Raw genomic sequence first — 22,363 nt, 5'->3', positions numbered from 1 at the left:
CCTCAGCGGGTATTCCATTCGTGCACGGTCAGCTCGGAAGCGTGCATCGTCACCAGGGGATCGGTGGCGACGATGGCCCGCGCCTGTTCCAGGCTCTCGACATTGCACAGCACATAGGCGCCACCGCTGCCATCGGCGAAACCACCGGTCAGCTGCAGCTTTCCCTGTGCCTGCAACGCCTCGAGGAAATCGCGGTGCGGCTGCACCGCCGCATCGTTGAAGTCCGGCCGGCGCATCGCCATCACCAGATAGACAGTGCCCGCCATCAGGACAGCGCCTGCCAGCGTGCGCGCAGTTCGTCCAGGCGCAGATCGGCAGCCGAGCCCGGCGATACACGCGCAGCCAGGCTGCCTTCCGGGGTACGTCCCTGCCCTGCGCTGTCGGCACCGGCTGCAGCGGCCTTGTAGGCCTCGCGGAACGGCACACCGGCCACCGCCGCTTCCACGGCGACGTCGGTGGCATACATGCCCGAATCGATCGCTGCGCGCAGCCTGTCGTCACGCCACTCCAGATTGGCCAGCAGCGCCGGCAGCAGTTCCAGCGCGGCCAGGCCACGGCCGAAGCCGTGGAAGATGGCGCCCTTGGACGACTGCAGGTCACGGTGATAACCCGAAGGCAGCGACAGCAGCTGCTCGATCTCGGTGCGCGCGGCGGCGACGCTGGCGTGGGTCGCACGCATCAGCTCGATCACGTCCGGGTTGCGCTTGTTGGGCATGATCGAACTGCCGGTGGTGTACTGCGCCGGCAGCGCGACGAAGCCGAACTCGGCGCTGGTGAACAGCGACAGGTCCCAGGCGATGCGGCGCAGGTCCAGCGTAGCGCCACCGAGTGCTTCCAGCGCGGCCAGCTCGAACTTGCCGCGCGACAGCTGTGCGTAGATCGGCGAGATCTGCATGCGCGCGAAACCGAGCGCGGCCGTGGTGTGCTCGCGGTCCAGCGGCAGGTTCACCCCGTAGCCGGCGGCGGTGCCGAGCGGATTGGCGTCGACCAGCGCATGGGTGTCACGGGCTCGGATGGCGTTGTCGATGAAGGCCTCGGCCCATCCGGCCCACCACATGCCGGCCGAAGAGACCACGGCGCGCTGGATATGGGTATAGCCGGGAATCGGCAGGTCCTTCTCGGCCTGCGCACGGTCCAGCGCGATCTTGGCCACGTCGGTGCTGAGCCCGGCCACGCGCAGCAGCTTCTCCTTCAGCCACAGGCGGGTGGCGACCAGGATCTGGTCATTGCGGCTGCGGCCGGTGTGGATCTTGCGGCCAGCGTCGCCGAGGCGTTCGGTCAAACGCGCTTCGATTGCTGAGTGACCGTCTTCGTACTGCGCATCCAGCACGAAGCGGCCTTCACGGAAATCCTGCGCCAGCACGTCGAGCTCGCGCAGCAGGCCTGCCAGCTCGTCGGCGCTGAGGATGCCGATGTGCTGCAGGCCCTGCGCATGCGCGGCGCTGGCAGCGATGTCATGCAGGAAGAACTCGCGGTCGAGGATCACGTCGTCGCCGGCGAGGAAGGTCTGGATCTGGGCGTCGACAGCGACGCCGGGCTTCTGCCAAAGAAGGTCTGCCATGGGGGCTCCGGAAGGCGTGTTCAGTGCGGGATCGACGTCAGTTCGTCGATGCCCAGCGCAAGGTTGAGGTTCTGCATGGCCTGGGTGGCCGCGCCCTTGAGCAGGTTGTCCAGGGTCGCCACCACCACCACCCGCTTGCCGCCCGGGGCCAGGGTGAAGCCACCGACCTGGGCACCGTGGCGGCCGGCGATGCGGCTGACCCACGGCGCTTCATCCACCACTTCGATCAGGGGTTCGCCGGCATAGGCCTGCTGGAAGCGCTCGACGATCTGTTCGCGGGTCTGCACGCGGTTCAGCCACAGGTTGGCGGTCAGCGTGATGCCGCGGAAATGCGGCGCGACGTGCGGCATGAACTCGACGGCCACGCCCAGCTGCACCGACACCTCGCGCTCGTGCACGTGGTTGGTCAGCGCATACGGCATCAGGTTGTCGGCCAGCAGTTCGACGTTGTTCTTGTCCGACGGCGTGGTACCGGCACCGGAGTAGCCGGAGACACCGAAGCACTGCGGCGGGCCGGCCAGCAGGTCCAGCAGCGGATGCACCGCCAGCTGCATCGCCGTGGCATAGCAGCCCGGGTTGCTGATGTGCTTCTGGCCGTTGTAGCGGCCGCGGGTCAGCTCCGGCAGGCCGTAATACCAGCTGTTGTCGAAGCGGTAGTCGGCCGAGAGATCGACGATGACGGTGTCCGGCTTGGCGGCTTCAAGCGCGGCCACGAACGGTGCGGCCAGGCCGTTGGGCAGGGCCAGGATCACCGCGTCCACGCCTTTGGCGGCCACCGCGTCGGCATCCAGGTTCTCGTACTGCAGCTCGCCCTGGAACTCCGGGTGGTGGTCGGACAGGCGCTGCCCGGCGCGCTCGCGCGAGGAGACGAAGGCCAGTTCCAGGCGCGGATGGGCGGCCACCAGCTTGATCAGCTCGGCGCCGGTATGGCCGCGGGCCCCGACGATGCCCAGGGTGAAAGTCGAATCGTTCATGCGTGGCTGTCCAGGCGGTACTGCAGGTGGCGCTTCACGCCCTGCCATTCCGCATCGATGATGGAGAAGATGACGGTGTCGCGCGGCGTGCCGTCGGCGTGCCGCTTGTGGTTGCGCAGCACGCCATCCTGCTTGGCGCCGAGGCGTGCGATGGCGGTGCGCGAAGTGAAGTTGAACCAGCTGGTCTCGAACACGACGCTCAGGCACTGCAACCGCTCGAACGCGTGGCTGAGCAGCATCAGCTTGGTCTCGGTGTTGACCCCGGTGCGTTGCGCAGACTCGCCATACCAGGTGTAACCGATACTCAGGCGCGGCACGTCCGCTTGCAGATCGTAGTAGCGGGTGGTGCCGACAATCTGGTCGTTGGCATCGAACACCACGAACGGCAGCACCCTGCCTTCGGCCTGCGCCTGCAGCGCTGCCTGCACGTAGCCGGCCATGGTCTTCGCATCGGGCACCTGGGTGTACCAGAGCCTGGACAACGCGCCATCGCCAAGCGCGCCGCGCAGGCCATCGATATGCCCCATCTGCAGCGGCTCCAGCCGCGCATGGGTGCCCGCCAGCGTAGGGACCTTGGTCCAGTCGGCATGGTTCATGTGTTCAGCCCTGCAGGCTCGGCGCGCGCCGGGCGCAATGGTCGACATAGGTCTTGATCCGGTCGATGCCGTCGGCGCCGAACCAGAACACCTTCCAGTGGTCCTGCTTGTAGCAGCCGTCGGATTCAGCGTAATAGAAGTGGTTGATCGGATTGCCATGGCGCGAACGCCAGAACAGCTGCGGGGTTTCCTCCAGCATCACGTTCCAGACCGCACGGCCCAGGCCCTCGCCCTGCGCATCGTCGAGCACGGCGAACTTGTCCAGGTACACGCCCTCGGCCTCGTCGGTGAGGATCACCGCGGTGCGGTAGTTCTCGCTGACGTAGGCGCGCAGCAGCTTCGTCTTTTCGAAGTACTCCGGCACCAGGGTGCGGCCGAAGCTGGATTCGATCAGGCCCTTCAGGCGCGGCAGGTCCAGCTCGTTCCAGGCGGTGGCGCGCAGCACCTTCTCGCCCTTGCGCACCAGCGTGCCCGACCCCTTGTGGGTGAACAGTTCCTTGGCCAGATCGGCCGGGCGCGTGATCGACACCGACGATTCCAGCGGCAGGCGATCGAGCAGATCCTTGATCTGTTCGATCTTCACCTTCATGCCGCCGTGGATCCACGGCTGCGCGATCAGGTGGTCGTACTCGGTGGACAGGTTGATCGAATCGATCACGTTGCCCTGCTCGTCCAGCAGGCCGCCAGTGCCGGTCAGGAAGATGATCTTGTATGGCTGCAGTTCCTGCACCAGCTCGTTGGCGGCGAAGTCGGCGTTGACGTTGAGGATCTGGCCGCCAGCGGTCTCGCCCAGGCTGGTGATGACCGGGATCGACCCGGCACGCAGGCTGGCCTCGATCGGTGCCAGGTTGACCTTCTTCACCTCGCCGACCAGGCCGTAGGTGTCCACGTCCAGGTACTCGGCCTCGAACACGCCGCCGGTGATCGAGGTGGCGCGCGCTCCGTTCTGCTGCAGCGCCTCGACCAGGCGCAGGTTGGACTGCTGGAACACCCGGCGCACGATCGCCAGCGCTTCCGGCGACGTCACGCGCAGGCCGTTGACGGTCTGCTTCTCGATGCCGGCGGCCGACAGTTCGGCATCCAGCTGCGGGCCGGCACCGTGCAGCACGATCGGGGTCAGCCCGACTTCCTGCAGGAACGACAGCGAAGAGGTCAGCGCGTCGAGGTCGTCGCGCAGCACCGCGCCGCCGACCTTGACCACGGCGAAGCGCTTGGCGTCCAGCTGCGAGAAGCGCTTGAGGTACTGGCTGATCTCCTTCGCGCTGGCCATGCTGGAAAGCAGGCGCACGATGGTCTGGCGGGTCTGGCGGTGGGGCTGGAGGGCAGGAGACATTTCGGTTTCGTCACAGGCGGCGGTCGCCGCGTTGCAGTTCCACCCGGCCAGGGCCGGGCGGCGTTGTAGGGTCGATCAGGCGCCGGCGGCGATGATGCGATGCACGGCGTCGGTGTAGCGCTGCAGCTGCTCCAGCGTCACGAACTCATCAGCGGTGTGGGCCTGGGCGATGTCGCCCGGGCCGAACACCAGCGTGGTGTAGCCACCGGCGGAGAACAGCGAGGCCTCGGTCCAGAAGTCCACCGCGTTGCCGATCGGCAGCTCCAGCGCATCGGCCACATCGCGCGCCAGCAGGCGGCGGTTCTCGGCCTCGGCGATGTCACCGGCCGGCAGGCTGGGGCCACGGAACGTTTCGGTGAAAACGGCGGCTTCCGGTTCGGCGAAACCGGCGAAGGTCGCCAGCAGGCCATCGATGTCCATCGACGGCAGCGGGCGGAACCCGAAGCGCACCTCAGCAGCCGGTGCGATCATGTTGGCCTTGATCCCGCCTTCGACGCGACCGATGTTGAAGCGCAGCCCGGTCAGCCCGCCGAAGCGGGCCGAGGCCAGCGATTCCACATGGTCCAGTGCACGGTTGCCCCAGCGCATGGCCTGGTGCAGCGCGCTGGCGGCCGCGTCCTGCTTGCCGGACGCATGGCCGGCGCGGCCGGCGAACTGCATCAGCACCGAGCTGATGCCACGATGCGCCAGCACCGCTTCACTCATGGTCGGCTCGGCCACCAGCACCGCTTCATACGGCAGGCCACGGGCCAGGAACGCGGCGATACAGCGCGGATCGTTGGCTTCCTCGTCGCTGGAGAACAGGAAGGCGGCATCGCCATCGCTGGCATTGGCCGCCGCCACCAGCGCAGCGGCGGCGCCCTTGATGTCACACACGCCCAGGCCGACCACGCGGTCGTCCAGGCGGCGCATCACATGCGGGTCGGCACTCCAGTGCGGCGAGTCCGGCACGGTGTCCAGGTGCACGTTGAACAGATACTTCGGCGTGCCTCGCACGGCGTACAGGCTGACTGCGCCCGCGCCATGGTCGATCACCTCGACGTTGAAGCCGGGCAGGTTGTCGCGCAGGTAATCGAAGATGCCACCGGTGGTGATCGCACGCGGCGGGTTGCGGGTGTCGAAGGACACCAGGGCCTGCAGGTGATCGAGCGTCTGTTCAAGCATGTGTCTGAATATCCGTAGGGTTCGAAATCGGTAGTGCCGGCCGCTGGCCGGCTCCGCAATGATCCAGCCGTGCCACGAGCCGGCCAGCGGCCGGCACTACCCTCCATCGACGTTGCGAGGCGCCGGCCAGCGGCCGGCACCCCGTCACAGGTCAACCGCGATTGACCTGCGCATAGACAGTGGAGCTCATCCCGAACAGCTTGATGAAGCCTTCAGCCTCCTCCACGCCCCAGTCGGCCGACTGCGCGTAGGTGGCGCCCTTGGTGTTGAGCAGGTGCGGCGACTTCACGGCCACCGCATCGACGCGGCCACCACGGGTTTCCAGCACCACTTCGCCGTTGACCTTGGCCTGCGAGGACTTCAGGAAGGCTTCGATGTCGGTCTTCAGCGGGTCGTGGTAGAAGCCTTCGTACACCAGCTCCACCCACTTGCGCGCCACGTCCGGCTTGAAGCGGTTCTGCTGCTTGGTCAGCACCGCATCTTCCAGCGCACGGTGTGCGGCCAGCAGCGAAACCAGGCCCGGGGCCTCGAACACGATGCGGCCCTTCAGGCCGATCACGGTGTCGCCGGTGTAGACGCCGCGGCCCACGCCGTACGGGGCGAACAGCTTGTTGAGCTGGGCCAGGATCTGGTCGCCCGGCAGCGCCTTGCCGTCCAGTTCGACGGCTTCGCCTTCAACGAACTTCAGGGTCACGGTCAGGGCCTGCTCCGGCCACTCGCTGCGCGGTGCGCACCAGCCACGCGCGCCCTCGCCCGGAGCTTCCCACCGGTCGATCTCGCCGCCGGACATGGTCAGGCCCAGCAGGTTCTCGTTGATGGTGTAGGCCTGCTGCTTGGCGCGCACGCCGAAGCCACGCTCTTCCAGGTACTTCTGCTCGTAGGCGCGGGTCTGGGTGTGTTCCTTCTGGATCTCGCGGATCGGCGCGATGATCTGGTAGTCGCCCAGCGCCTTCACGGCCAGGTCGAAGCGGACCTGGTCGTTGCCCATGCCGGTGCAACCGTGGGCGATGATGTTGGTGCCCAGCTCGGCAGCACGCTTCAGCGCGGCATCGACGATCAGGTAGCGGTCCGAGACCAGCAGCGGGTACTGGCCCTGGTAGCCTTCGCCGGCCCACACGAACGGCTTGACGAAGCCTTCCCAGATGGCCGGGCCACCGTTGACGGTGAGGTGGCTCGCCACGCCCAGTTCGGCGGCGCGCTTCTCGATGAAGTCACGCTCTTCATCATCGACGCCGCCGGTGTCGGCGAACACGGTGTGCACGTTGTAGCCGCGCTCCTGCAGGTACGGCACGCAGAAGCTGGTATCCAGGCCGCCGGAGAAGGCGAGAACGACGTCTTTGTTGCTCATGGGGGTCAGGTCCACTTGGGGGATGGGAATTCGGTAGAGCCGACCGTTGGTCGGCTGGAATATTGGATGCGCCGCTGCGGGAGCAGCCGACCAACGGTCGGCTCTACCCCTTGTTCGATCTAGCGCCCGGCAACCGCCGCCATGATCGCCTTCTGCACGTGCAGGCGGTTCTCGGCTTCGTTGATGGCGATACACTGCGGCGAATCCATCACCGCGTCGGTGGCCTTCACGTTGCGGCGCAGCGGCAGGCAGTGGCTGAACACACCATTGTTGGTCAGCGCCATCTTCCGCTCGTCCACGATGAAGTGCTTGAACTGGTCGCGGATCGGCTTCTCCGGTTCCCAGTTGCCGAAGAACGGCAGCGCGCCCCAGCTCTTGGCGTAGACCACGTCGGCGCCGGCGTAGGCGCTGTCGATGTCATGGCTGATCTTCAGCGAGCCGCCGCTCTCGGCCACGTTCTGCTCGGCCCAGCCCATGTAACGCTCGTCGAGGATGTAGTCGGCGGTCGGGCACAGCAGGGTCACGTCCATGCCCATGCGGGTGGCGATGGTCAGCGCCGAATTGGCAACGGCGGTGTTCAGCGGCTTGGGGTGGTAGGTCCAGGTCAGCACGTACTTCTTGCCACGCAGGTCCTGGGTGCCGAAGTGCTCCTGCAGGGCCATGATGTGGGCCAGCTCCTGGCACGGGTGGGTGATGGTCTCCATGTTGATGACCGGCACCGGCGAGTACCTGGCGAAGCTGTTGAGGACGATGTCCTGGCGGTCGTAGGCCCAGTCGATGAACTTGGGGAACGCACGCACGGCGATGATGTCGCAGTAACGACCCAGCACCTTGGCCACTTCAGCGATGTGCTCTTCGGTATCGCCGTCCATCACCGTGCCGAGGTTGAACTCGATCGGCCACGCATCCTTGCCCGGCTGCAGCACCACCGCGTGGGCACCGAGCTGGAACGCGCCCAGTTCGAAGCTGGTGCGGGTGCGCATGGACGGGTTGAAGAACACCAGCGCGATCGACTTGCCCTTGAGCTGGTCGCCGAGCTTGTTGCGCTTGAACAGCGCCGCCTGGGTCAACAGCGCGTCGAGATCGCTGCGGCTCCAGTCCTGGGTGTTCAGGAAGTGCTTGGGGGACATCATCTTTCCTTGCGTGGCGGCGCCGGTTTCGACGCGGTGGAAGGGAAAACAGGAATCAAAGGTGGAGCGGGAAGATTGCAGTTGCAGCTTTCAGAAGATGCACTTTTGAAGCGCGGAAACGAAAAAACCCAGCCGGCGGGCTGGGTTTTTTCGGACGAACAGCAAAAAGCTCCGGTTACCCAGCGAGGATGTGGGGTTCCGGTCGACGCGCACGCGAGGTCATGCCCGACGCCTGTCGGGCTGCGCTGCTGTCGTGCTGGAAGTCGGTGAGCTTCATGGTCAACCATCTTTGCATGCGGCCGAGGCCGGCGCAAGGGCCGGGGTCCCAGAATCAGGGATTGCTGGCCGTGCCCTGCTCCGGGCCGACCCAGGGCGTGATCGACACCCGGATCTTGAGCCGGTTGCCGGGGTCTTCCGGCAGCCGCGAACGGTACTTGGTGCCCTTGTAGACGTAATCCACGTCGTAGGCGATGGGCCGGCGGAATTCACGCCCCACCGGCACGATGCGGCAGTCGCGGGTCAGCATCGGGCCAGTGTTGGCCGGTGCCGGGGCCGGCGTCTCGGCTCCGGGCTCCTCAACGGCCTCTTCGTCGCTGCGCTTGAACATCGAGCGCACCGAGTCCCAGAAGCGGCTGATCCGGCCCTTGTCCTCGACCGGCTCCTCGCCGGTCACGTTCACCGGGGCCAGGGTCCGGGTCGACACCGGCTCGCAGTGCTCCTCGGTGCGGGTCGCGCGCAGGGTCTGGAACACCGGCTCCACGTTCAGCACCTGGGCGTAGTCGAACTTCACGTTCTCAACGATCACCACCCGGTTGCGGGGCTCGGCCTCCTGCGCCAGCACCACGGCGGGCAGCGCCGACAGGCAGGCCAGGGTCAGCAACGCGGTGGATTTCATTGGCGACGGGAGCAAGGACACGGCAATAGTGTAGGCAGTGGCGAGCGCAAGGGGCTGAACATTACCCGTCCACGCCGCTCCTGCCCACCCCACCCCGGGCGGCCCCGGCGTCCACCGGTGGCAACGGGTGCCCCCAAAGGGGGCCGACACGTTCTAAAATCACAGGCTTGTCCCCCAGCCACAGCCCCATGACCCTGCGCCTGCACAACAACCTGACTCGCCAGCTCGAACCGTTCACCCCGCTCGATCCGGCCTGTCCGACCCTGTATGTGTGCGGCCCGACGGTCTACAACTACGTGCACATCGGCAACGCCCGTGGCCCGGTGGTGTTCGGGGTGCTGGCCGACCTGCTGCGGCGCCGTTTCGGTGGCCTGCGCTACGCGCGCAACATCACCGACGTGGACGACAAGATCAACACCGCCGCGCGCGAGCAGGGCGTACCGATCAGCACCATCACCGACAGGTTCGCCGCCGCCTACCGTGAGGACATGGCCGCGCTGGGCGTGGTGCCGCCGGACATCGAGCCGGAGGTGACCGCGCACATTCCGCAGATCATCACCATGATCGAGCAGCTGATCGCCAACGGGCATGCCTACGCTGCCGAAGGCCACGTGCTGTTCGCGGTGGCCAGCTTCGATGGCTACGGCAAGCTCTCGCGCCGCGATCCGGACGAAATGCTGGCCGGCGCCCGTGTCGACGTGGCCCCGTACAAGCGTGATCCGGGTGATTTCGTGCTGTGGAAGCCGTCCAGCGACGACCTGCCCGGCTGGGCGTCGCCCTGGGGCCGTGGCCGCCCGGGCTGGCACATCGAGTGCTCGGCAATGGCCGCCGCCCACCTGGGCGAGACCATCGACATCCATGCCGGCGGCGTCGACCTGCAGTTCCCGCACCACGAGAACGAGCTTGCGCAGAGCGAGTGCGCCCACGGCGGCAAGATCTTCGCCCGCTTCTGGCTGCACAACGGCATGCTCAACTTCGGCGGCGCCAAGATGAGCAAGTCGCTGGGCAACATCGAGCGCGTGCACGACCTGGTGCGCCAGCACCCGCCGGAAGCACTGCGCCTGGCCCTGCTGTCGGCCCACTACCGGCAACCGCTGGACTGGTCCGATGGCCTGATCGAACAGTCGGTGCGCACCCTGGACCGCCTGTACGGCACCTTGCGCGAACTGGCTTCAGTCGAGGCGGTCGTTGCGATCCCGGCCACGGTCGAAGCGACTCTGGATGACGATCTGAACACCCCGCAGGCACTGGCCGAAGTGGCCCGCATCGCCGCCGATGCGCGTCGTGCCACCGATCCGGCCGAGCAGGCGCGCCTGAAGGGTGAACTGCTCGGCGCCGGACTGGCACTGGGCCTGCTGCAGGCCGATCCAGCGCAGTGGTTCGGCACTGCGGCCAGCGACGGCGGCGACGATGCCCGCATCCAGGGCCTGATCGACGAGCGCGCTGCGGCCAAGAAGGCGCGCGACTTCGCCCGTTCCGATGCCATCCGCGACCAGCTGGCCGCCGAAGGCATCGTGCTGGAAGACACCCCGCAGGGCGTGCGCTGGTCGCGCAAGCGCGGCTGACCCGCCCTGCCCCGTGGCCGGTACGCCGGCCACGCCCCCACCGTAGAGACTGTTGTGACCGACTCCCCGTTCCCGCTTGAACCCACCGCCGCCGAGGCACAGGCCGCCATCGCCGAGGAATTCGGCTTCTTCGGCGACTGGTCCGAGCGCTACCAGTACCTGATCGACCTCGGCCGCAAGCTGCCGGCCTTCCCGGAAGAATGGAAGACCGAAGAGCATCGCCTGCTCGGCTGCCAGTCGATGGTCTGGATCGTGCCCGAAGGCAACGCGCAGTCGCTGCGCTTCCATGCCATCAGTGATTCGGCGATTGTCTCCGGCCTGATCTTCCTGGCCCTGCGTGTGTACTCCGGGCGCTCGGCGCAGGAGATCCTGGCCACCGAGCCGAGCTACATCCAGGACATCGGCCTGGCCCGCCACCTCTCGCCGACCCGCAGCAACGGCGTGGCGGCGATGCTGGCCTTCATCCGCGAGACCGCGCAGGCCCAGCTGCAGCGCGACCCATCGTGAGCGAGCCTGCCACAGCCGAAGACAGCGCGCTGGGCCTGCTGTCCCGGCCCGGTTTCGCCAGGCTGCTGGCGTACCGCATCTTCGCGATGCTGTCCTACCAGGTGGTCGCGGTCACCGTCGGCTGGCACATCTACGAAGTCACCCGCAATCCGTTCTCGCTGGGCCTGATCGGCTTGGCCGAGGTGCTGCCGTTCTTCTGCGTGGCGCCGTTCGCCGGTTACCTGGTGGATCACCTGCCGCGCCGCCGCCTGGGCATGGTCGCCTGTTGCGGACTGATCGCCACCGCACTGGTATTGACCAGCGTGTCCATGGGCTGGCTGCCGATCGACGGCGTGTGGCCGATCTACGCAGCCATTGCGCTGACCGGCATGGTCCGCGCCTTCCTGTCGCCGATCTACAACGCCCTGTTCGCCCGCGTACTGGCCCGTGACCAGTTCGCGCGTGGCGCCGGCCTGGGCGCGGTGGTATTCCAGGCCGGCATGATCGCCGGCCCGGCACTGGGCGGCGTGCTGGTCGGCTTCGGTGGCAAGGGCCTGTCCTACGCGGTGGCCACCGCCTTCGCGCTGGTGGCGATGGCCTGTCTGGCCACGCTGAAAGTGGAGGAGCCGGTGCACACCGGCCCTGCCGCGCCGATCTTCAAGAGCATCGCCGAAGGCGCGCGCTTCGTGGTCGACAACCGGATCATGGTCGGCGCGATGGCGCTGGACATGTTCTCGGTGCTGCTGGGCGGCGTGGTGGCGATGCTGCCGGCGTTCCTGCACGAAATCCTGCACCACGGCCCGGAAGGCCTGGGCATCCTGCGCGCGATGCCGGCGCTGGGCTCGGTGTGCGTGGGCCTGTGGCTGGCCCGCCACCCGCTGCACCGCAATGCCGGCCGCGTGCTGCTGTTCGCGGTGGCCGGCTTCGGCCTGTGCGTGATCAGCTTCGGGCTGTCGCAGCACTTCTGGCTGTCGGCGCTGATCCTGCTGTTCTACGGCGCCTTCGATGGCGTCTCGGTGGTGATCCGCTCGACCATCCTGCAGCTGGCCACGCCGGAAGAAATGCGCGGTCGCGTATCGTCGATCAACGGCATCTTCATCAGTTCGTCCAACGAGCTGGGCGCGTTCTATGCCGGCACGATGGCGAAGCTGCTCGGCCTGGTACCGGCCGTGGTGCTGGGCGGGTTCGCGGTGCTGAGCGTGGCCGGGATCACCGCGTGGAAGAACCCGACGCTGCGGAAGTTGAATCTTCGCGACCTGCAGTGAGCCTGTAGAGCCGAGCCCATGCTCGGCTGCGTATTTCCGTGCGCCCACGCGCCGGGCCATGCCCGGCGGGCTCTTTCCGCGACCGCGGTGGGGTGTCACGTTTCTTTTCGCGCGAAAAGAAAAGTAACCAAAGAAACACGCCGCCATCCGCGAGCCGGCGCTGCGCGCCGGTGCCCTGTGCTCCTCGGTGAATCAGGGGACGGCGCGGAGAGCCAGCCGACCAGCAGTCGGCTCTACAGGATAGAGCCGCCTCTTCGCCCCTGATTCCCCTGCGGTGCTCGGCTCGCTACAAGGCGGACCCAACAGCCGCGAGCGCACGCATGACCGCTCCTGATAGAGCCAAGCCATGCTTGGCTGCCTTTGCTTTTGCTTTTGCTTTTGCTCCTCCTTGCCCTCCGGCTTCGGCCTGAGCCGAGCGTGGGCTCGGCTCTACATCGGACCCACCCGCAGGCTCCACCCGATACCCGGAAGGCGCTCTACACAGCCAACTCGAACCCAACAAAAAACCCGGCCGAAGCCGGGTTTTCTGCATGACCAGACAACGATCAGGAATCAGTCGCCCTGCTGCTTCTGCAGATGCTCCCAACGCTCCTGGGCATCGATGGTGCGCTCGGCGGTCAGGCGCGCCTCCAGGCGCTCCAGGCCGATTTCTTCGCCGGTGTCGACGCAGTAACCGTAGTCGCCCGCTTCCAGGCGCTTCAGGGTGCTGTCGATCTTGCCGATCAGCTTGCGGTAGCGGTCGCGGGTACGCAGTTCCAGCGAGTTCTCGGTTTCGCGGGTCGCGCGCTCGGCTTCGTCGCCGATGTCACGCACTTCCTCGCGCAGGTTCTCGATGGTCTGCTTGGACTCTTCCACCAGGTCCGCGCGCCAGTTCTGCAGGCGCTGGCGGAAATACTCCTGCTGCAGCGGGCTCATGTATTCCTCTTCCGAGGACGGCTTGTAGCCAGCCGGCAGGATCGGGCGGCCGGTGGCCTCGTCGGTCTTGTATTCGACCACCTTGTACTTGCTGCGCGGGGCCGGTGCTGCCGAGCGGGCGGCGACGGCCACGGCAACCTTGCCGACAGGGCGCGACACGGTCTTCGGGACGGAATCGGATTTCACGGCGGTTTTGGCAGGCGATTTCGAAACGGGCACGGGATTCTTGGATTGCGGGGCCTTCGAAGCGGCAGGAGCGGCGGCCGGGGCCGGCTTGGAGGCCGGTTGGGCTGCTGCCACTGCCACGGTCTTGGCCGGGACAGGCTTGGCCGGAGCCGGCTTGGCAGCAGGCTTCGGTGCGGACTTCACTACTGGGGCCGGGGCCGGCTTTACGGCCGGTGCGGCAACATTCTTGGCAACCTTCTTTGCAGCGGCAGGCGTGGCGACCGGCTTGGCCGCAGCGACCTTCTTTGCCGCCGGCTTGGCGACCGGCTTGGCTGCAGCCTTCTTCACCACCGCCTTCGGCGCCGGCTTGGCTGCTGCCTTCTTGACCACCGGCTTGGCGACGGTCTTCTTCACCGGCGCAGCCTTGCTGACGGCCTTTTTCACCGGCGCCTTCTTGCTGGCAGCGGCTGGCTTGGCCTTGGCGGGCGCAGCGGCTTTCTTCGCCACCGGCTTGGTTGCCTTGACCGGCGTTTTCTTTGCGGTGGCCTTCCTGGCCGCCGGTTGCGAGGACGCTGCCTTGGTCGCCGGCTTGCTCGCCGGCTTCTTGGCAACGGGCTTTGCCGCCAACTTCTTCACAACAGGCTTGGCGGTTTTCTTGGCGGCCGTTGCGGCCTTCTTTGCAGTTTTTTTAGCAGCCACGAAACGCTCTTCCTTGGATTCCCCGGGGCCCGGGAAAGCGGGCCTTTATAGCCTACCCGACCCGCAGCAGCAACCTCGGCACCCTGCTCCATTCAGTCCTGGAGCCAAGGCGCCCAATGGGCAGTCCGACGAACACGGACCGCCTTGCGCGGTACGGAACCTGGCCAGCACCCGACGGTGCTGGTACCGGTCGCAGGCCATCGGCGACATGCGACCAACGGCCCATCCTGCACAAATGCGGCCTTCATGCCAACTGGCATAAGATGACTGGGTGATCTCGCGCCTGCTCATCGCCCTGCTGCGCTTCTACAAGCGCTTCATCAGCCCCTTGCTGGGGCCCCGCTGCCGTTTCGTGCCGAGCTGTTCTGAATACGCGATGGACGCGATCTCGCGGCACGGCCCGCTGCGCGGCAGCTGGCTGGCTGCGCGCAGGCTGGGCCGCTGCCACCCGTTCCATCCCGGCGGCTTCGACCCCGTGCCCGAGTCCCCCAACGCCCCCTCTTGCCGTTGCACAGGAAAACATTGACATGTCCTCCACCCTCATCACCAATGCCCGCATGGTCAACGAAGGCCGCACCTTCGACGGCGACCTGCGCATCGAGAACGGCCGCATCGCGCAGATCGGCAACGGGCTGGCGCCGCGCGACGGCGAGCAGGTGGTGGACGCGGCCGGGCGCTGGCTGCTCCCGGGCATGATCGATGACCAGGTGCACTTCCGCGAACCGGGCCTGACCCACAAGGGCGACATCGCCAGCGAATCGGCGGCGGCCGTGGCCGGTGGCCTGACCAGCTTCATGGACATGCCCAACACCAACCCGCCGACGCTGGATTCGACCATCCTGGAAGCCAAGTACGAGCTCGCGCGCGGCCGCGCCTGGGCCAACTACGGCTTCTACCACGGCGCCAGCAATGACAACCTGGACGCCATCCGTGCGCTGGACCCGAAGAAGGCGCCAGGCGTGAAGGTGTTCATGGGTGCTTCGACCGGCAACATGCTGGTCGACAACCCCGAAACGCTGGACGCGATCTTCCGCGAATGCCCGACCCCGATCATCACGCACTGCGAAGACACGCCGATGATCGATGCCAACCTGAAGGCCTTCCAGGAAAAGTACGGCGATGCGCTGACCCCGGACATGCACCCGGACATCCGCTCGCGCGAAGCCTGCATCAAGTCGACCCGCCTGGCGATGTCGCTGGCGCGCAAACACGGCACCCGCCTGCACGTGCTGCACATCTCCACCGCCGATGAACTGGCGCTGTTCGAGAAGGGCCCGCTGATCCGCGCCGATGGCAGCCGCAAGCAGATCACCGCTGAAACCTGCGTGCACTTCCTGCACTTCGCGCGCCCGGACTATGCGACCAAGGGCAACCTGATCAAGTGCAACCCGGCCATCAAGGAAGTGTCCGACCGCGAGGCGATCACCGCTGCGCTGGCCGACGACGTGCTGGACGTGCTGGCTACCGACCACGCGCCGCACACCTGGGAAGAGAAGCAGAAGCCCTACGCGCAGGCCCCCTCCGGCCTGCCACTGGTGCAGTACGCGCTGGTGGCCGCGCTGGAGCGCGTGCACGAAGGCAAGCTGACCCGCGAGCAGGTGGTGCAGAAGTTCGCCCACGCCCCGGCGCAGCTGTTCGACGTGGAAGAACGTGGTTTCCTGCGCGAAGGCTACTTCGCCGATCTGGTCCTGGTCGAAGACGTGCCGTTCACGGTCAAGCGCGAGGACGTGCTGTCCAAGTGCGGCTGGTCGCCGTTTGAGGGCACCACCTTCCGTTCGCGCGTCGCCTCCACCTGGGTCAACGGCCAGCTGGTGTGGGACGGCAGCAACCTGGTGGGCGAACCCGCCGGCCAGCGCATGACCTACGACCGCTGATGCGCTCGGCACTTCTGATCGGGTCGCTGCTGGCCGCGCCCCTGTTTTCCGTACCCGCGGCGCAGGCGCAGGATGGCATTGGCAGCCTGATCGACAGCCGCGTGGTGTTCCCGACCAGTGCATCGCAGGGCGCACTGGTGATCGGCAAGGTTCCCGCCGGCAGCCGCGTGCAGTACGCCGGTCGCCAGCTGCGGGTGAGCGGCTACGGCAGCGTGGTGTTCGGCATCGGCCGTGACGAGAAGGGCCCGCTGCGCGTGCAGGTGCAGCGCCCCGATGGTGGCAACGAGACCGCGACCATTGCGGTGACGCCGCGCGACTGGCCCACAGAGCGGGTCAATGGCGTGCCGCCGAAGACGGTCAACCCGCCGCCGGCGATTGCCGAGCGGATCAAGCGCGAACAGGCGCAGGTGACCGCCGCACGCGCCCGCGATGACGACCGCACCGACTTCACCCAGACCTTCATCTGGCCGGTGCAGGGCCGCATCAGCGGCCGCTTCGGCAATGCCCGCGTGTACAACGGCCAGCCCGGTGCCGGTCATTCCGGCATGGACATCGCGGTGCCGACCGGCACGCCGGTGAAAGCACCGGCCGCCGGCATCGTCACCTTCGCCGGCCCGGACCTGTACCTGACCGGCGGCACGTTGCTGCTCGACCACGGCTTCGGGGTCAGCTCCAACTTCCTGCACCTCTCGCGCATCGACGTAAAGGTCGGCGACCGGGTTGAACAGGGCCAGGTGATCGCTGCGGTCGGCGCCACCGGCCGTGCCACCGGCCCGCACCTGCACTGGGGCATGAACTGGTTCGAGACCCGTATCGACCCGCTGCTGGTGCTGGAGCGCAAGTAACGGTAGTGCCGGCCGCTGGCCGGCAACCTCATCCTCTTCCGCGCCCTGCTGGATGCCGGCCAGCGGCCGGCACTACCAGGTACGTTGGATCAACCGCGCGCGGCCCACCACACGCGCAGCAGGGTGCGCACCGGGGTGGCCTCGATCGGCTTGCCTGCGGCCTGTGCCGCCACCCGCGCACGCGCCAGGCTGGACCACACACGGCGCGGGCGCGGGCCGGGCACGCGGGTGCCCCACCCCTTCAACAGATGCTGCGCCCAACGCTGTGCGGCATTGCTGGCGTCCTCGTCCAGCAGGCTGCGCGGCACACCCGCCACGCCAGCGTCCTGCAGGCGCTGCGCCAAGGTCTGCAGCTGCACCGCACGACCGGCGCCGGTGCGCGGCTTGTCAGCGAACAAGGCCGCCTCCACCGCGGCTACGGCCTCGGCGTAGTTCGCCAGCGCGCGCCCGGCGCCGGCCGCATCCAGCGCGACCGTGCGCGCTTCAACCAGATCCGGAAGTGCTTCGGCCAACTGGGCCCATGGCGCACGCACCGGCTCCAGCAGCCTGCCCAGCGGATGGCGCGAGCGATGTCCCGCCCAGCTGCGCAGCTCCTCGCCCCACCACGCCAGCTTGGCGTCGGCCGGCAGCGGATCGCCGCTGGTGTTGAGCATGTCGTCGAACTCCTGCAGCAGCGCGAACCACGCCACTGCAAGCTCGCGTTGCGATTCGGCCACGAACGGGGCGGCCACCGACCATTCCGGCCAACGGCTGCGCCACTTGTCGAGGAAACTGTCCAGCGCGGTACTGCTCACTACACCATTCCTTACGGCTGGGCCGGGGCTGCCGGCCGGGTCGGCCAGAGACTGGCCAGTTGCAGAAGTTCAGCGTTCTCGACCAGCACGTCGGCCTGCCAGGCCAGCGGATCGTCGCTGTGCAGGCGGTAGCCCCACAGGGCTGCCACCGACGGCATGGCCGCGGCTCGCGCGGCGATGATGTCGCGCTCGTCGTCACCCACGTACACGCAGTCTTCGGCAGCAACGCCAATGGCCTGCGCAGCGTGCAGCAGCGGCAGCGGGTGAGGTTTGCGCTCGGCCAGGCTGTCACCGCCGACCAGCACTGCACAGCGCTGCTGCCAGCCGTGCTGCGGCAGGATCAGCCGCGCCAGGTACTCGGGCTTGTTGGTGACGATGCCCCACACGGTGCCGGCGTCATCCAGCGCGGCAAGCATGCCGGCCACGCCATCGAACAGCACCGCGTGCTGGCCGATCAGCGCTTCGTAGCGCTGCAGGAATTCCGGAATCAGTGCATCTCGCGCAGCGGCATCCAGGTCCGGGAAAGCGGCCCCGACCATCGCGCGCGAGCCCTTGGAGACCACCGGGCGCAGCACCGCCGGATCGATGGGCGCACGACCACGCTCGGCCAGCATCGCGTTGCAGGTGGCGACGAAGTCCGGCGCGCTGTCCAGCAGGGTGCCGTCCAGGTCGAACAGCACCGCACGCGGGAAGCGGGCGGCGGTCATGCCGGCTTGACCGCGTAGGCCAGGTAGTTGATGTCGGTGCGGCTGCTCAGGCGGGCATGGTTGCGCCACGGCTCGTAGGCCATGCCGCTGACATCCACCAGCTGCAGGTCGGCCTCGCGCAGCCAGCGCGCCAGCTCGGCCGGCTTGATGAATTCCTGGTAGTGGTGCGTGCCCTTGGGCAGCAGGCGCGCCACGTACTCGGCGCCGACGATCGCCACCGCGAACGCGGCGGCGGTGCGGTTGATGGTCGACAGGAACAGGTGGCCGCCCGGCTTCAGCAGGCGCTTGCAGGCCTCGATGATCGCGCCCGGGTCCGGCACGTGCTCCAGCATTTCCATGCAGGTGACCACGTCGAAGCTGCCCGGCTGCTCGGCGGCCAGATCCTCGGCCGCCTGCACCCGGTAATCGACCTGGGCGCCGCTTTCCAGCGCATGCAGGCGCGCGACCTTGACCAGCTCCGGGGCCAGGTCGATGGCGGTGACGTCAGCACCGGCCTGGGCCAGCGCTTCGCTCAACAGGCCGCCACCGCAGCCGATGTCGAGCACGCGGGCGCCGCGCAGCGGCACGCGGTCAGCCACGTACTGCAGGCGCACCGGATTCAGCGCATGCAGCGGCTTCTGCGGGCCGTCAGCGTCCCACCAGCGGTTGGCCAGCGCAGCGAACTTGTCCAGCTCGGCCTGATCGAAATTTGAGGAAGCGTGGGGGGCAGTCATGGGGGATGTCCTTGCGGCGCCAGGGTTCAGGCGCGGATATGGCGGATGCGCTCGCGCCACTGGCGCGCGTTGGCGATGATGCCCGGCAGGTCCATGCCGACCAGCTCGCGCTGCACCAGCTTCGGCTTGCCGGCGATCCAGACATCGCTGACCTGCTGGCGGCCGGTGGCGTACACCAGCTGCGACAGCACGTTGTGCAGCGGCTGTGTTTCCAGCGCGGACAGATCAACGCAGACCAGGTCGGCCTGCTTGCCGACTTCGATCGAGCCGATGCGGTCGCCGAAGCCCAGCGCGCGTGCGCCACCCAGCGTGGACGCGCGCAGCGTGGTTGCCGCGTCCAGTGCAGTGGCGTCGTCGGCCACGGCCTTGGCCAGGATCGCCGCGGTGCGGTTCTCGCTGAACATGTCCAGGTCGTTGTTGCTGGCGCAGCCATCGGTACCGATCGCCAGGTTCACGCCTGCGCGCTGCAGGGCGCAGGCCGGGCAGAAACCGGAGGCCAGCTTCAGGTTGGATTCCGGGCAATGCACCACGCTGACGCCACGTTCGGCGCACAGGTGGATTTCCGCATCGGTCAGCTGGGTCATGTGCACCGCGATCAGGCGGTCGTTGACCAGGCCGAGCCGATCCAGCCGCGCCAGCGGGCGCTGGCCGTGCAGCCTGATCGAATCGTTGATTTCCTGCGCGGTCTCGTGGGTGTGCAGGTGCACCTGCATGTCGAGCTGGTCGGACAGCATCCGTACCCGCTCGAAGTTGGCATCATTGACCGTGTAAGGCGCATGCGGCGCGAACGCGGTGCCGATCAGCGGATCGGTGCGCCACTGGTCGTGCAGTTCGCCGGCCTTGGCGAAGTACTCGTCGTCGGTCTTGGCCCAGGCGGTGGGGAAATCGATGATGACCGCGCCCACCAGCGCGCGGAAACCGTGTTTCTTGTAGACCGCGGCCTGCACGTCGCCGAAGAAGTAGTTCTCGTTGGCGCAGGTGGTGCCGCCGCGCAGCATCTCGGCGATGGCCAGGGTGGTACCGTCGGCAACGAATTCGGGGCCGATCACCGCCGCTTCCACCGGCCAGATGTGCTGCTGCAGCCAGGTCATCAGCGGCAGGTCGTCGGCAACGCCGCGCAGCAGGGTCATCGGGTTGTGCGTGTGCGCGTTGACCAGGCCCGGCATCAGCGCAGCCTCGGGTCGGCTCACCACCTGGGTGGCGCGGAAGCGTGCGCGCGCCTCGGCACGCGGCAGGATGGCCACGATCTCGCTGCCACGCACGGCAACGGCATGGTCTTCCAGCACCACCGCATGCGGCTCGATCGGAACGACGTAACCGGCTTCGATGAGCAGGTCGCAGGCTTCGGGGAGGTGCGGGCTATCGCTCATGCGGGCTCACTGGCTGTGGGGGCGGCGAGATACTTCTGGGGACACGCCCCTGAGTCAGGGGCTGCCGCGAAGCGGCGGGGTCTGGAGACCCGTGAAGCGGGGCCCATGATCTGCCGAAGCAGATCATGGGAGCGCCAGCGCGAATGTGCTGGCGCGTACCCGGCCAGCGGCCGGCACTACCGCAAGGTCGGCCTATGGCCGGAACCTTACTTGACGCGTGCGGAGTATTCGCCCGAACGGGTGTCGACGCGGATCACTTCGTCCTGGTTGACGAACAGCGGCACGCGGACCACGGCGCCGGTTTCCAGGGTGGCCGGCTTGCCGCCGCCGCCCGAGGTGTCGCCACGGACGCCCGGATCGGTTTCGGTGATCTTCAGTTCGACGAAGTTCGGCGGCTGCACGAAGATCGGCTCACCGTTCCACAGGGTGACCACGCAGGACTCTTCGCCCTTCAGCCACTTTTCGGCGCCGCCCATGCCGGCCTTGGTGGCCTGGACCTGCTCGAAGGATTCCGGGTCCATGAAGTGCCAGTACTCACCGTCGCTGTACATGAAGTTCATGTCGGTATCGACGACGTCGGCTGCATCCAGCGAGTCGGTCGACTTCATGGTCACTTCCTGGGTACGGCCGTCCTTGATCAGGCGGTACTTCACGCGGGTGAAGGCCTGGCCCTTGCCCGGCTTGACGTATTCGGTGTCGATGATGACGGCCGGTTGGTTGTTGACCAGGATCTTCATCCCGTTCTTGACGTCGTTCATGCCGTAGCTGGCCATGCGTAAACTCCTGAGTGGCAAAAACGCCGCGGGTGCGGCGAGCCGTTAGAATGGAAAGCCCACCGGGTGCCGGTGGGCGACTGTTTTTCTGCCCCCATGATAACCGCAGGCCCCCTCTCCATGCAGCTTTCCGCCTTCCCCCGGCCCCAGTCGCCAGGCGCGCCCGCGCGCTGGCAGCAGCTCTGGCGCCAGGCGCTGCGCGACCCGCACGCCCTGCTGGCCCGGCTGCAGCTGGACCCGGCCGCGCTGGGTGTCTCGGAGGCGGCCATTGCCCAGTTCGCGCTGCGCGTGCCGGAGGGCTTCGTGGCGCGCATGCGCGTGGGCGACGCGGCCGACCCGCTGCTGCGCCAGGTGCTGCCCGTCGACGAGGAAATGCGCCCGGCACCCGGGTTCAGTTTCGATGCGGTGGGTGATGGTGCCGCCAGGAAGGCCACCGGCGTCATCCAGAAGTACCGTGGACGCGCCCTGCTGGTCGCCACCGGCAGTTGCGCGATCAACTGCCGCTACTGCTTCCGCCGCCACTTCGACTATGCCGCGGAAAACGCCGCCAAGGGCGGCTGGCAGGAGGCCGTAGCGGCCATCGCGGCCGACCCGGACATCGACGAGGTCATCCTGTCCGGCGGCGACCCGCTGTCACTGGCCACGCACAAGCTGGCCGAGCTGACCGATGCGCTGCGCGCGATCCCGCACATCCGCCGCCTGCGCATCCACACCCGGCTGCCGATCGTGCTGCCGGAGCGCGTGGACGAGGAGCTGCTGGCCTGGCTGGGCAGCCTGCCGTGGCCGCTGGCGATCGTGGTCCACGCCAACCATGCCAATGAGTTCGACGCCAGCGTGGACGCTGCGATGAGCCGCCTGCGCGGCGTCGGCGCCCAGCTGCTGAACCAGGCCGTCCTGCTGCGCGGGGTCAACGACAGCGTGCGGGCCCTGCAGGACCTGAGCGAGCGCAGCTTCGCCGCCGGCGTGCTGCCCTATTACCTGCACCAGCTGGACCGGGTCGAGGGCGTGGCCCACTTCGAAGTGGACGACAGCCAGGCCAAGGCGCTGATTGCCGGCCTGACCGCGCGCCTGTCCGGCTACCTGATCCCCAAGCTGGTGCGCGAACTGCCCGGCGACCCGAGCAAGCGCCCGCTGTAATTCCGCAGGGGGTCAGATCCCTTTTTCCTGCGGAAAAGGGATCTGACCCCGACA

General features: G+C 67.5%; 22 protein-coding genes. 7 read left to right on the top strand and 15 right to left on the bottom strand.

The window, feature by feature from the left end:
• Nucleotides 1-2: 2 nt before the first annotated feature.
• From AC5P8F_RS06955 to AC5P8F_RS06915, 9 genes are all read right to left on the bottom strand, one after another.
• Nucleotides 3-266 (bottom strand): YciI family protein, encoded by a 264-nt coding sequence (locus tag AC5P8F_RS06955; RefSeq protein ID WP_014647781.1) that lies wholly within the window; start codon nt 264-266, stop codon nt 3-5.
• Nucleotides 266-1,561, bottom strand: a complete 1,296-nt coding sequence (gene argH, locus AC5P8F_RS06950) for an argininosuccinate lyase (RefSeq protein WP_481443651.1) — start codon at nt 1,559-1,561, stop codon at nt 266-268. Before argH ends, AC5P8F_RS06955 begins: the two co-directional genes overlap by 1 nt.
• A gap of 20 nt (nt 1,562-1,581) precedes the next feature.
• Complete coding sequence (gene argC / locus AC5P8F_RS06945) at nt 1,582-2,535, bottom strand: N-acetyl-gamma-glutamyl-phosphate reductase (RefSeq protein WP_014647783.1); 954 nt, start codon at nt 2,533-2,535, stop codon at nt 1,582-1,584.
• Nucleotides 2,532-3,131, bottom strand: a complete 600-nt coding sequence (locus AC5P8F_RS06940; RefSeq protein ID WP_014647784.1) for a GNAT family N-acetyltransferase — start codon at nt 3,129-3,131, stop codon at nt 2,532-2,534. The genes argC and AC5P8F_RS06940 overlap by 4 nt, the downstream gene beginning before the upstream one ends.
• Nucleotides 3,132-3,135: 4 nt before the next feature.
• Nucleotides 3,136-4,464 (bottom strand): acetylglutamate kinase, encoded by a 1,329-nt coding sequence (locus tag AC5P8F_RS06935; RefSeq protein WP_014037858.1) that lies wholly within the window; start codon nt 4,462-4,464, stop codon nt 3,136-3,138.
• A gap of 75 nt (nt 4,465-4,539) precedes the next feature.
• Complete coding sequence (locus AC5P8F_RS06930; protein ID WP_014647786.1) at nt 4,540-5,628, bottom strand: acetylornithine deacetylase; 1,089 nt, start codon at nt 5,626-5,628, stop codon at nt 4,540-4,542.
• Between the two features lie 151 nt (nt 5,629-5,779).
• On the bottom strand, nt 5,780-6,976 hold the full coding sequence (locus tag AC5P8F_RS06925; protein ID WP_014647787.1) for an argininosuccinate synthase: 1,197 nt from the start codon (nt 6,974-6,976) through the stop codon (nt 5,780-5,782).
• A gap of 119 nt (nt 6,977-7,095) precedes the next feature.
• Nucleotides 7,096-8,106 carry an N-acetylornithine carbamoyltransferase gene (locus AC5P8F_RS06920; protein WP_014647788.1) on the bottom strand — a complete coding sequence of 337 codons (1,011 nt, stop codon included), beginning with the start codon at nt 8,104-8,106 and terminating at the stop codon, nt 7,096-7,098.
• Nucleotides 8,107-8,437: 331 nt separating this feature from the next.
• Nucleotides 8,438-9,001: a glycine zipper 2TM domain-containing protein gene (locus AC5P8F_RS06915; protein WP_014647790.1), complete on the bottom strand. Its 564-nt coding sequence runs from the start codon at nt 8,999-9,001 to the stop codon at nt 8,438-8,440.
• A gap of 188 nt (nt 9,002-9,189) precedes the next feature.
• On the opposite strand from AC5P8F_RS06915, the gene cysS reads away from it, so the two are divergent.
• From cysS to AC5P8F_RS06900, 3 genes are read left to right on the top strand one after another with little or no spacing between them, the layout of a single operon-like run.
• Nucleotides 9,190-10,566, top strand: coding sequence for a cysteine--tRNA ligase (gene cysS / locus AC5P8F_RS06910; protein ID WP_014647791.1), 1,377 nt, complete (start codon nt 9,190-9,192; stop codon nt 10,564-10,566).
• A gap of 54 nt (nt 10,567-10,620) precedes the next feature.
• On the top strand, nt 10,621-11,073 hold the full coding sequence (locus AC5P8F_RS06905; protein WP_014647792.1) for a SufE family protein: 453 nt from the start codon (nt 10,621-10,623) through the stop codon (nt 11,071-11,073).
• Nucleotides 11,070-12,317 carry an MFS transporter gene (locus AC5P8F_RS06900; protein WP_495227781.1) on the top strand — a complete coding sequence of 416 codons (1,248 nt, stop codon included), beginning with the start codon at nt 11,070-11,072 and terminating at the stop codon, nt 12,315-12,317. Before AC5P8F_RS06905 ends, AC5P8F_RS06900 begins: the two co-directional genes overlap by 4 nt.
• Before the next feature lie 552 nt (nt 12,318-12,869).
• On the opposite strand, the gene dksA is transcribed toward AC5P8F_RS06900, so the two are convergent.
• Nucleotides 12,870-14,096: an RNA polymerase-binding protein DksA gene (dksA, locus tag AC5P8F_RS06895; protein WP_495227779.1), complete on the bottom strand. Its 1,227-nt coding sequence runs from the start codon at nt 14,094-14,096 to the stop codon at nt 12,870-12,872.
• Nucleotides 14,097-14,367: 271 nt separating this feature from the next.
• Here dksA and yidD point away from each other — a divergent pair, with 271 nt between their 5' ends.
• From yidD to AC5P8F_RS06880, 3 genes are read left to right on the top strand one after another with little or no spacing between them, the layout of a single operon-like run.
• A complete protein-coding gene (gene yidD / locus AC5P8F_RS06890) occupies nt 14,368-14,622 on the top strand; it encodes a membrane protein insertion efficiency factor YidD (RefSeq protein WP_014037867.1) in 255 nt (84 codons plus the stop codon).
• A gap of 1 nt (nt 14,623) precedes the next feature.
• Complete coding sequence (locus AC5P8F_RS06885; RefSeq protein ID WP_014647796.1) at nt 14,624-15,970, top strand: dihydroorotase; 1,347 nt, start codon at nt 14,624-14,626, stop codon at nt 15,968-15,970.
• Nucleotides 15,970-16,815 (top strand): M23 family metallopeptidase, encoded by an 846-nt coding sequence (locus AC5P8F_RS06880; protein ID WP_262224492.1) that lies wholly within the window; start codon nt 15,970-15,972, stop codon nt 16,813-16,815. Before AC5P8F_RS06885 ends, AC5P8F_RS06880 begins: the two co-directional genes overlap by 1 nt.
• Before the next feature lie 89 nt (nt 16,816-16,904).
• Here AC5P8F_RS06880 and AC5P8F_RS06875 read toward each other — a convergent pair whose 3' ends face one another.
• The 5 genes from AC5P8F_RS06875 to efp form a co-directional block, all read right to left on the bottom strand.
• Nucleotides 16,905-17,609 (bottom strand): squalene/phytoene synthase family protein, encoded by a 705-nt coding sequence (locus tag AC5P8F_RS06875; protein ID WP_014647798.1) that lies wholly within the window; start codon nt 17,607-17,609, stop codon nt 16,905-16,907.
• An 11-nt stretch (nt 17,610-17,620) separates the two neighbouring features.
• Entirely contained in the window at nt 17,621-18,316 is a 696-nt protein-coding gene (locus tag AC5P8F_RS06870; protein ID WP_014647799.1) for a phosphoglycolate phosphatase, read from the bottom strand.
• The gene (gene ubiG / locus AC5P8F_RS06865; protein ID WP_014647800.1) at nt 18,313-19,029 is read right to left on the bottom strand and encodes a bifunctional 2-polyprenyl-6-hydroxyphenol methylase/3-demethylubiquinol 3-O-methyltransferase UbiG; all 717 of its coding nucleotides are present in this window, start codon (nt 19,027-19,029) and stop codon (nt 18,313-18,315) included. The genes AC5P8F_RS06870 and ubiG overlap by 4 nt, the downstream gene beginning before the upstream one ends.
• A 26-nt stretch (nt 19,030-19,055) precedes the next feature.
• Nucleotides 19,056-20,399 (bottom strand): TRZ/ATZ family hydrolase, encoded by a 1,344-nt coding sequence (locus tag AC5P8F_RS06860; RefSeq protein ID WP_014647801.1) that lies wholly within the window; start codon nt 20,397-20,399, stop codon nt 19,056-19,058.
• A gap of 206 nt (nt 20,400-20,605) precedes the next feature.
• Nucleotides 20,606-21,172, bottom strand: a complete 567-nt coding sequence (gene efp, locus AC5P8F_RS06855; RefSeq protein WP_005410381.1) for an elongation factor P — start codon at nt 21,170-21,172, stop codon at nt 20,606-20,608.
• Between the two features lie 96 nt (nt 21,173-21,268).
• Between efp and epmB the strand changes: the two genes are divergently transcribed.
• Nucleotides 21,269-22,309: an EF-P beta-lysylation protein EpmB gene (gene epmB, locus AC5P8F_RS06850; RefSeq protein WP_126411185.1), complete on the top strand. Its 1,041-nt coding sequence runs from the start codon at nt 21,269-21,271 to the stop codon at nt 22,307-22,309.
• The last annotated feature ends 54 nt before the right edge of the window (nt 22,310-22,363 follow it).

The organism is Stenotrophomonas sp. YJH_SMC_69 (assembly GCF_059370495.1).
This window is presented reverse-complemented; position numbering and strand designations above follow the sequence as displayed.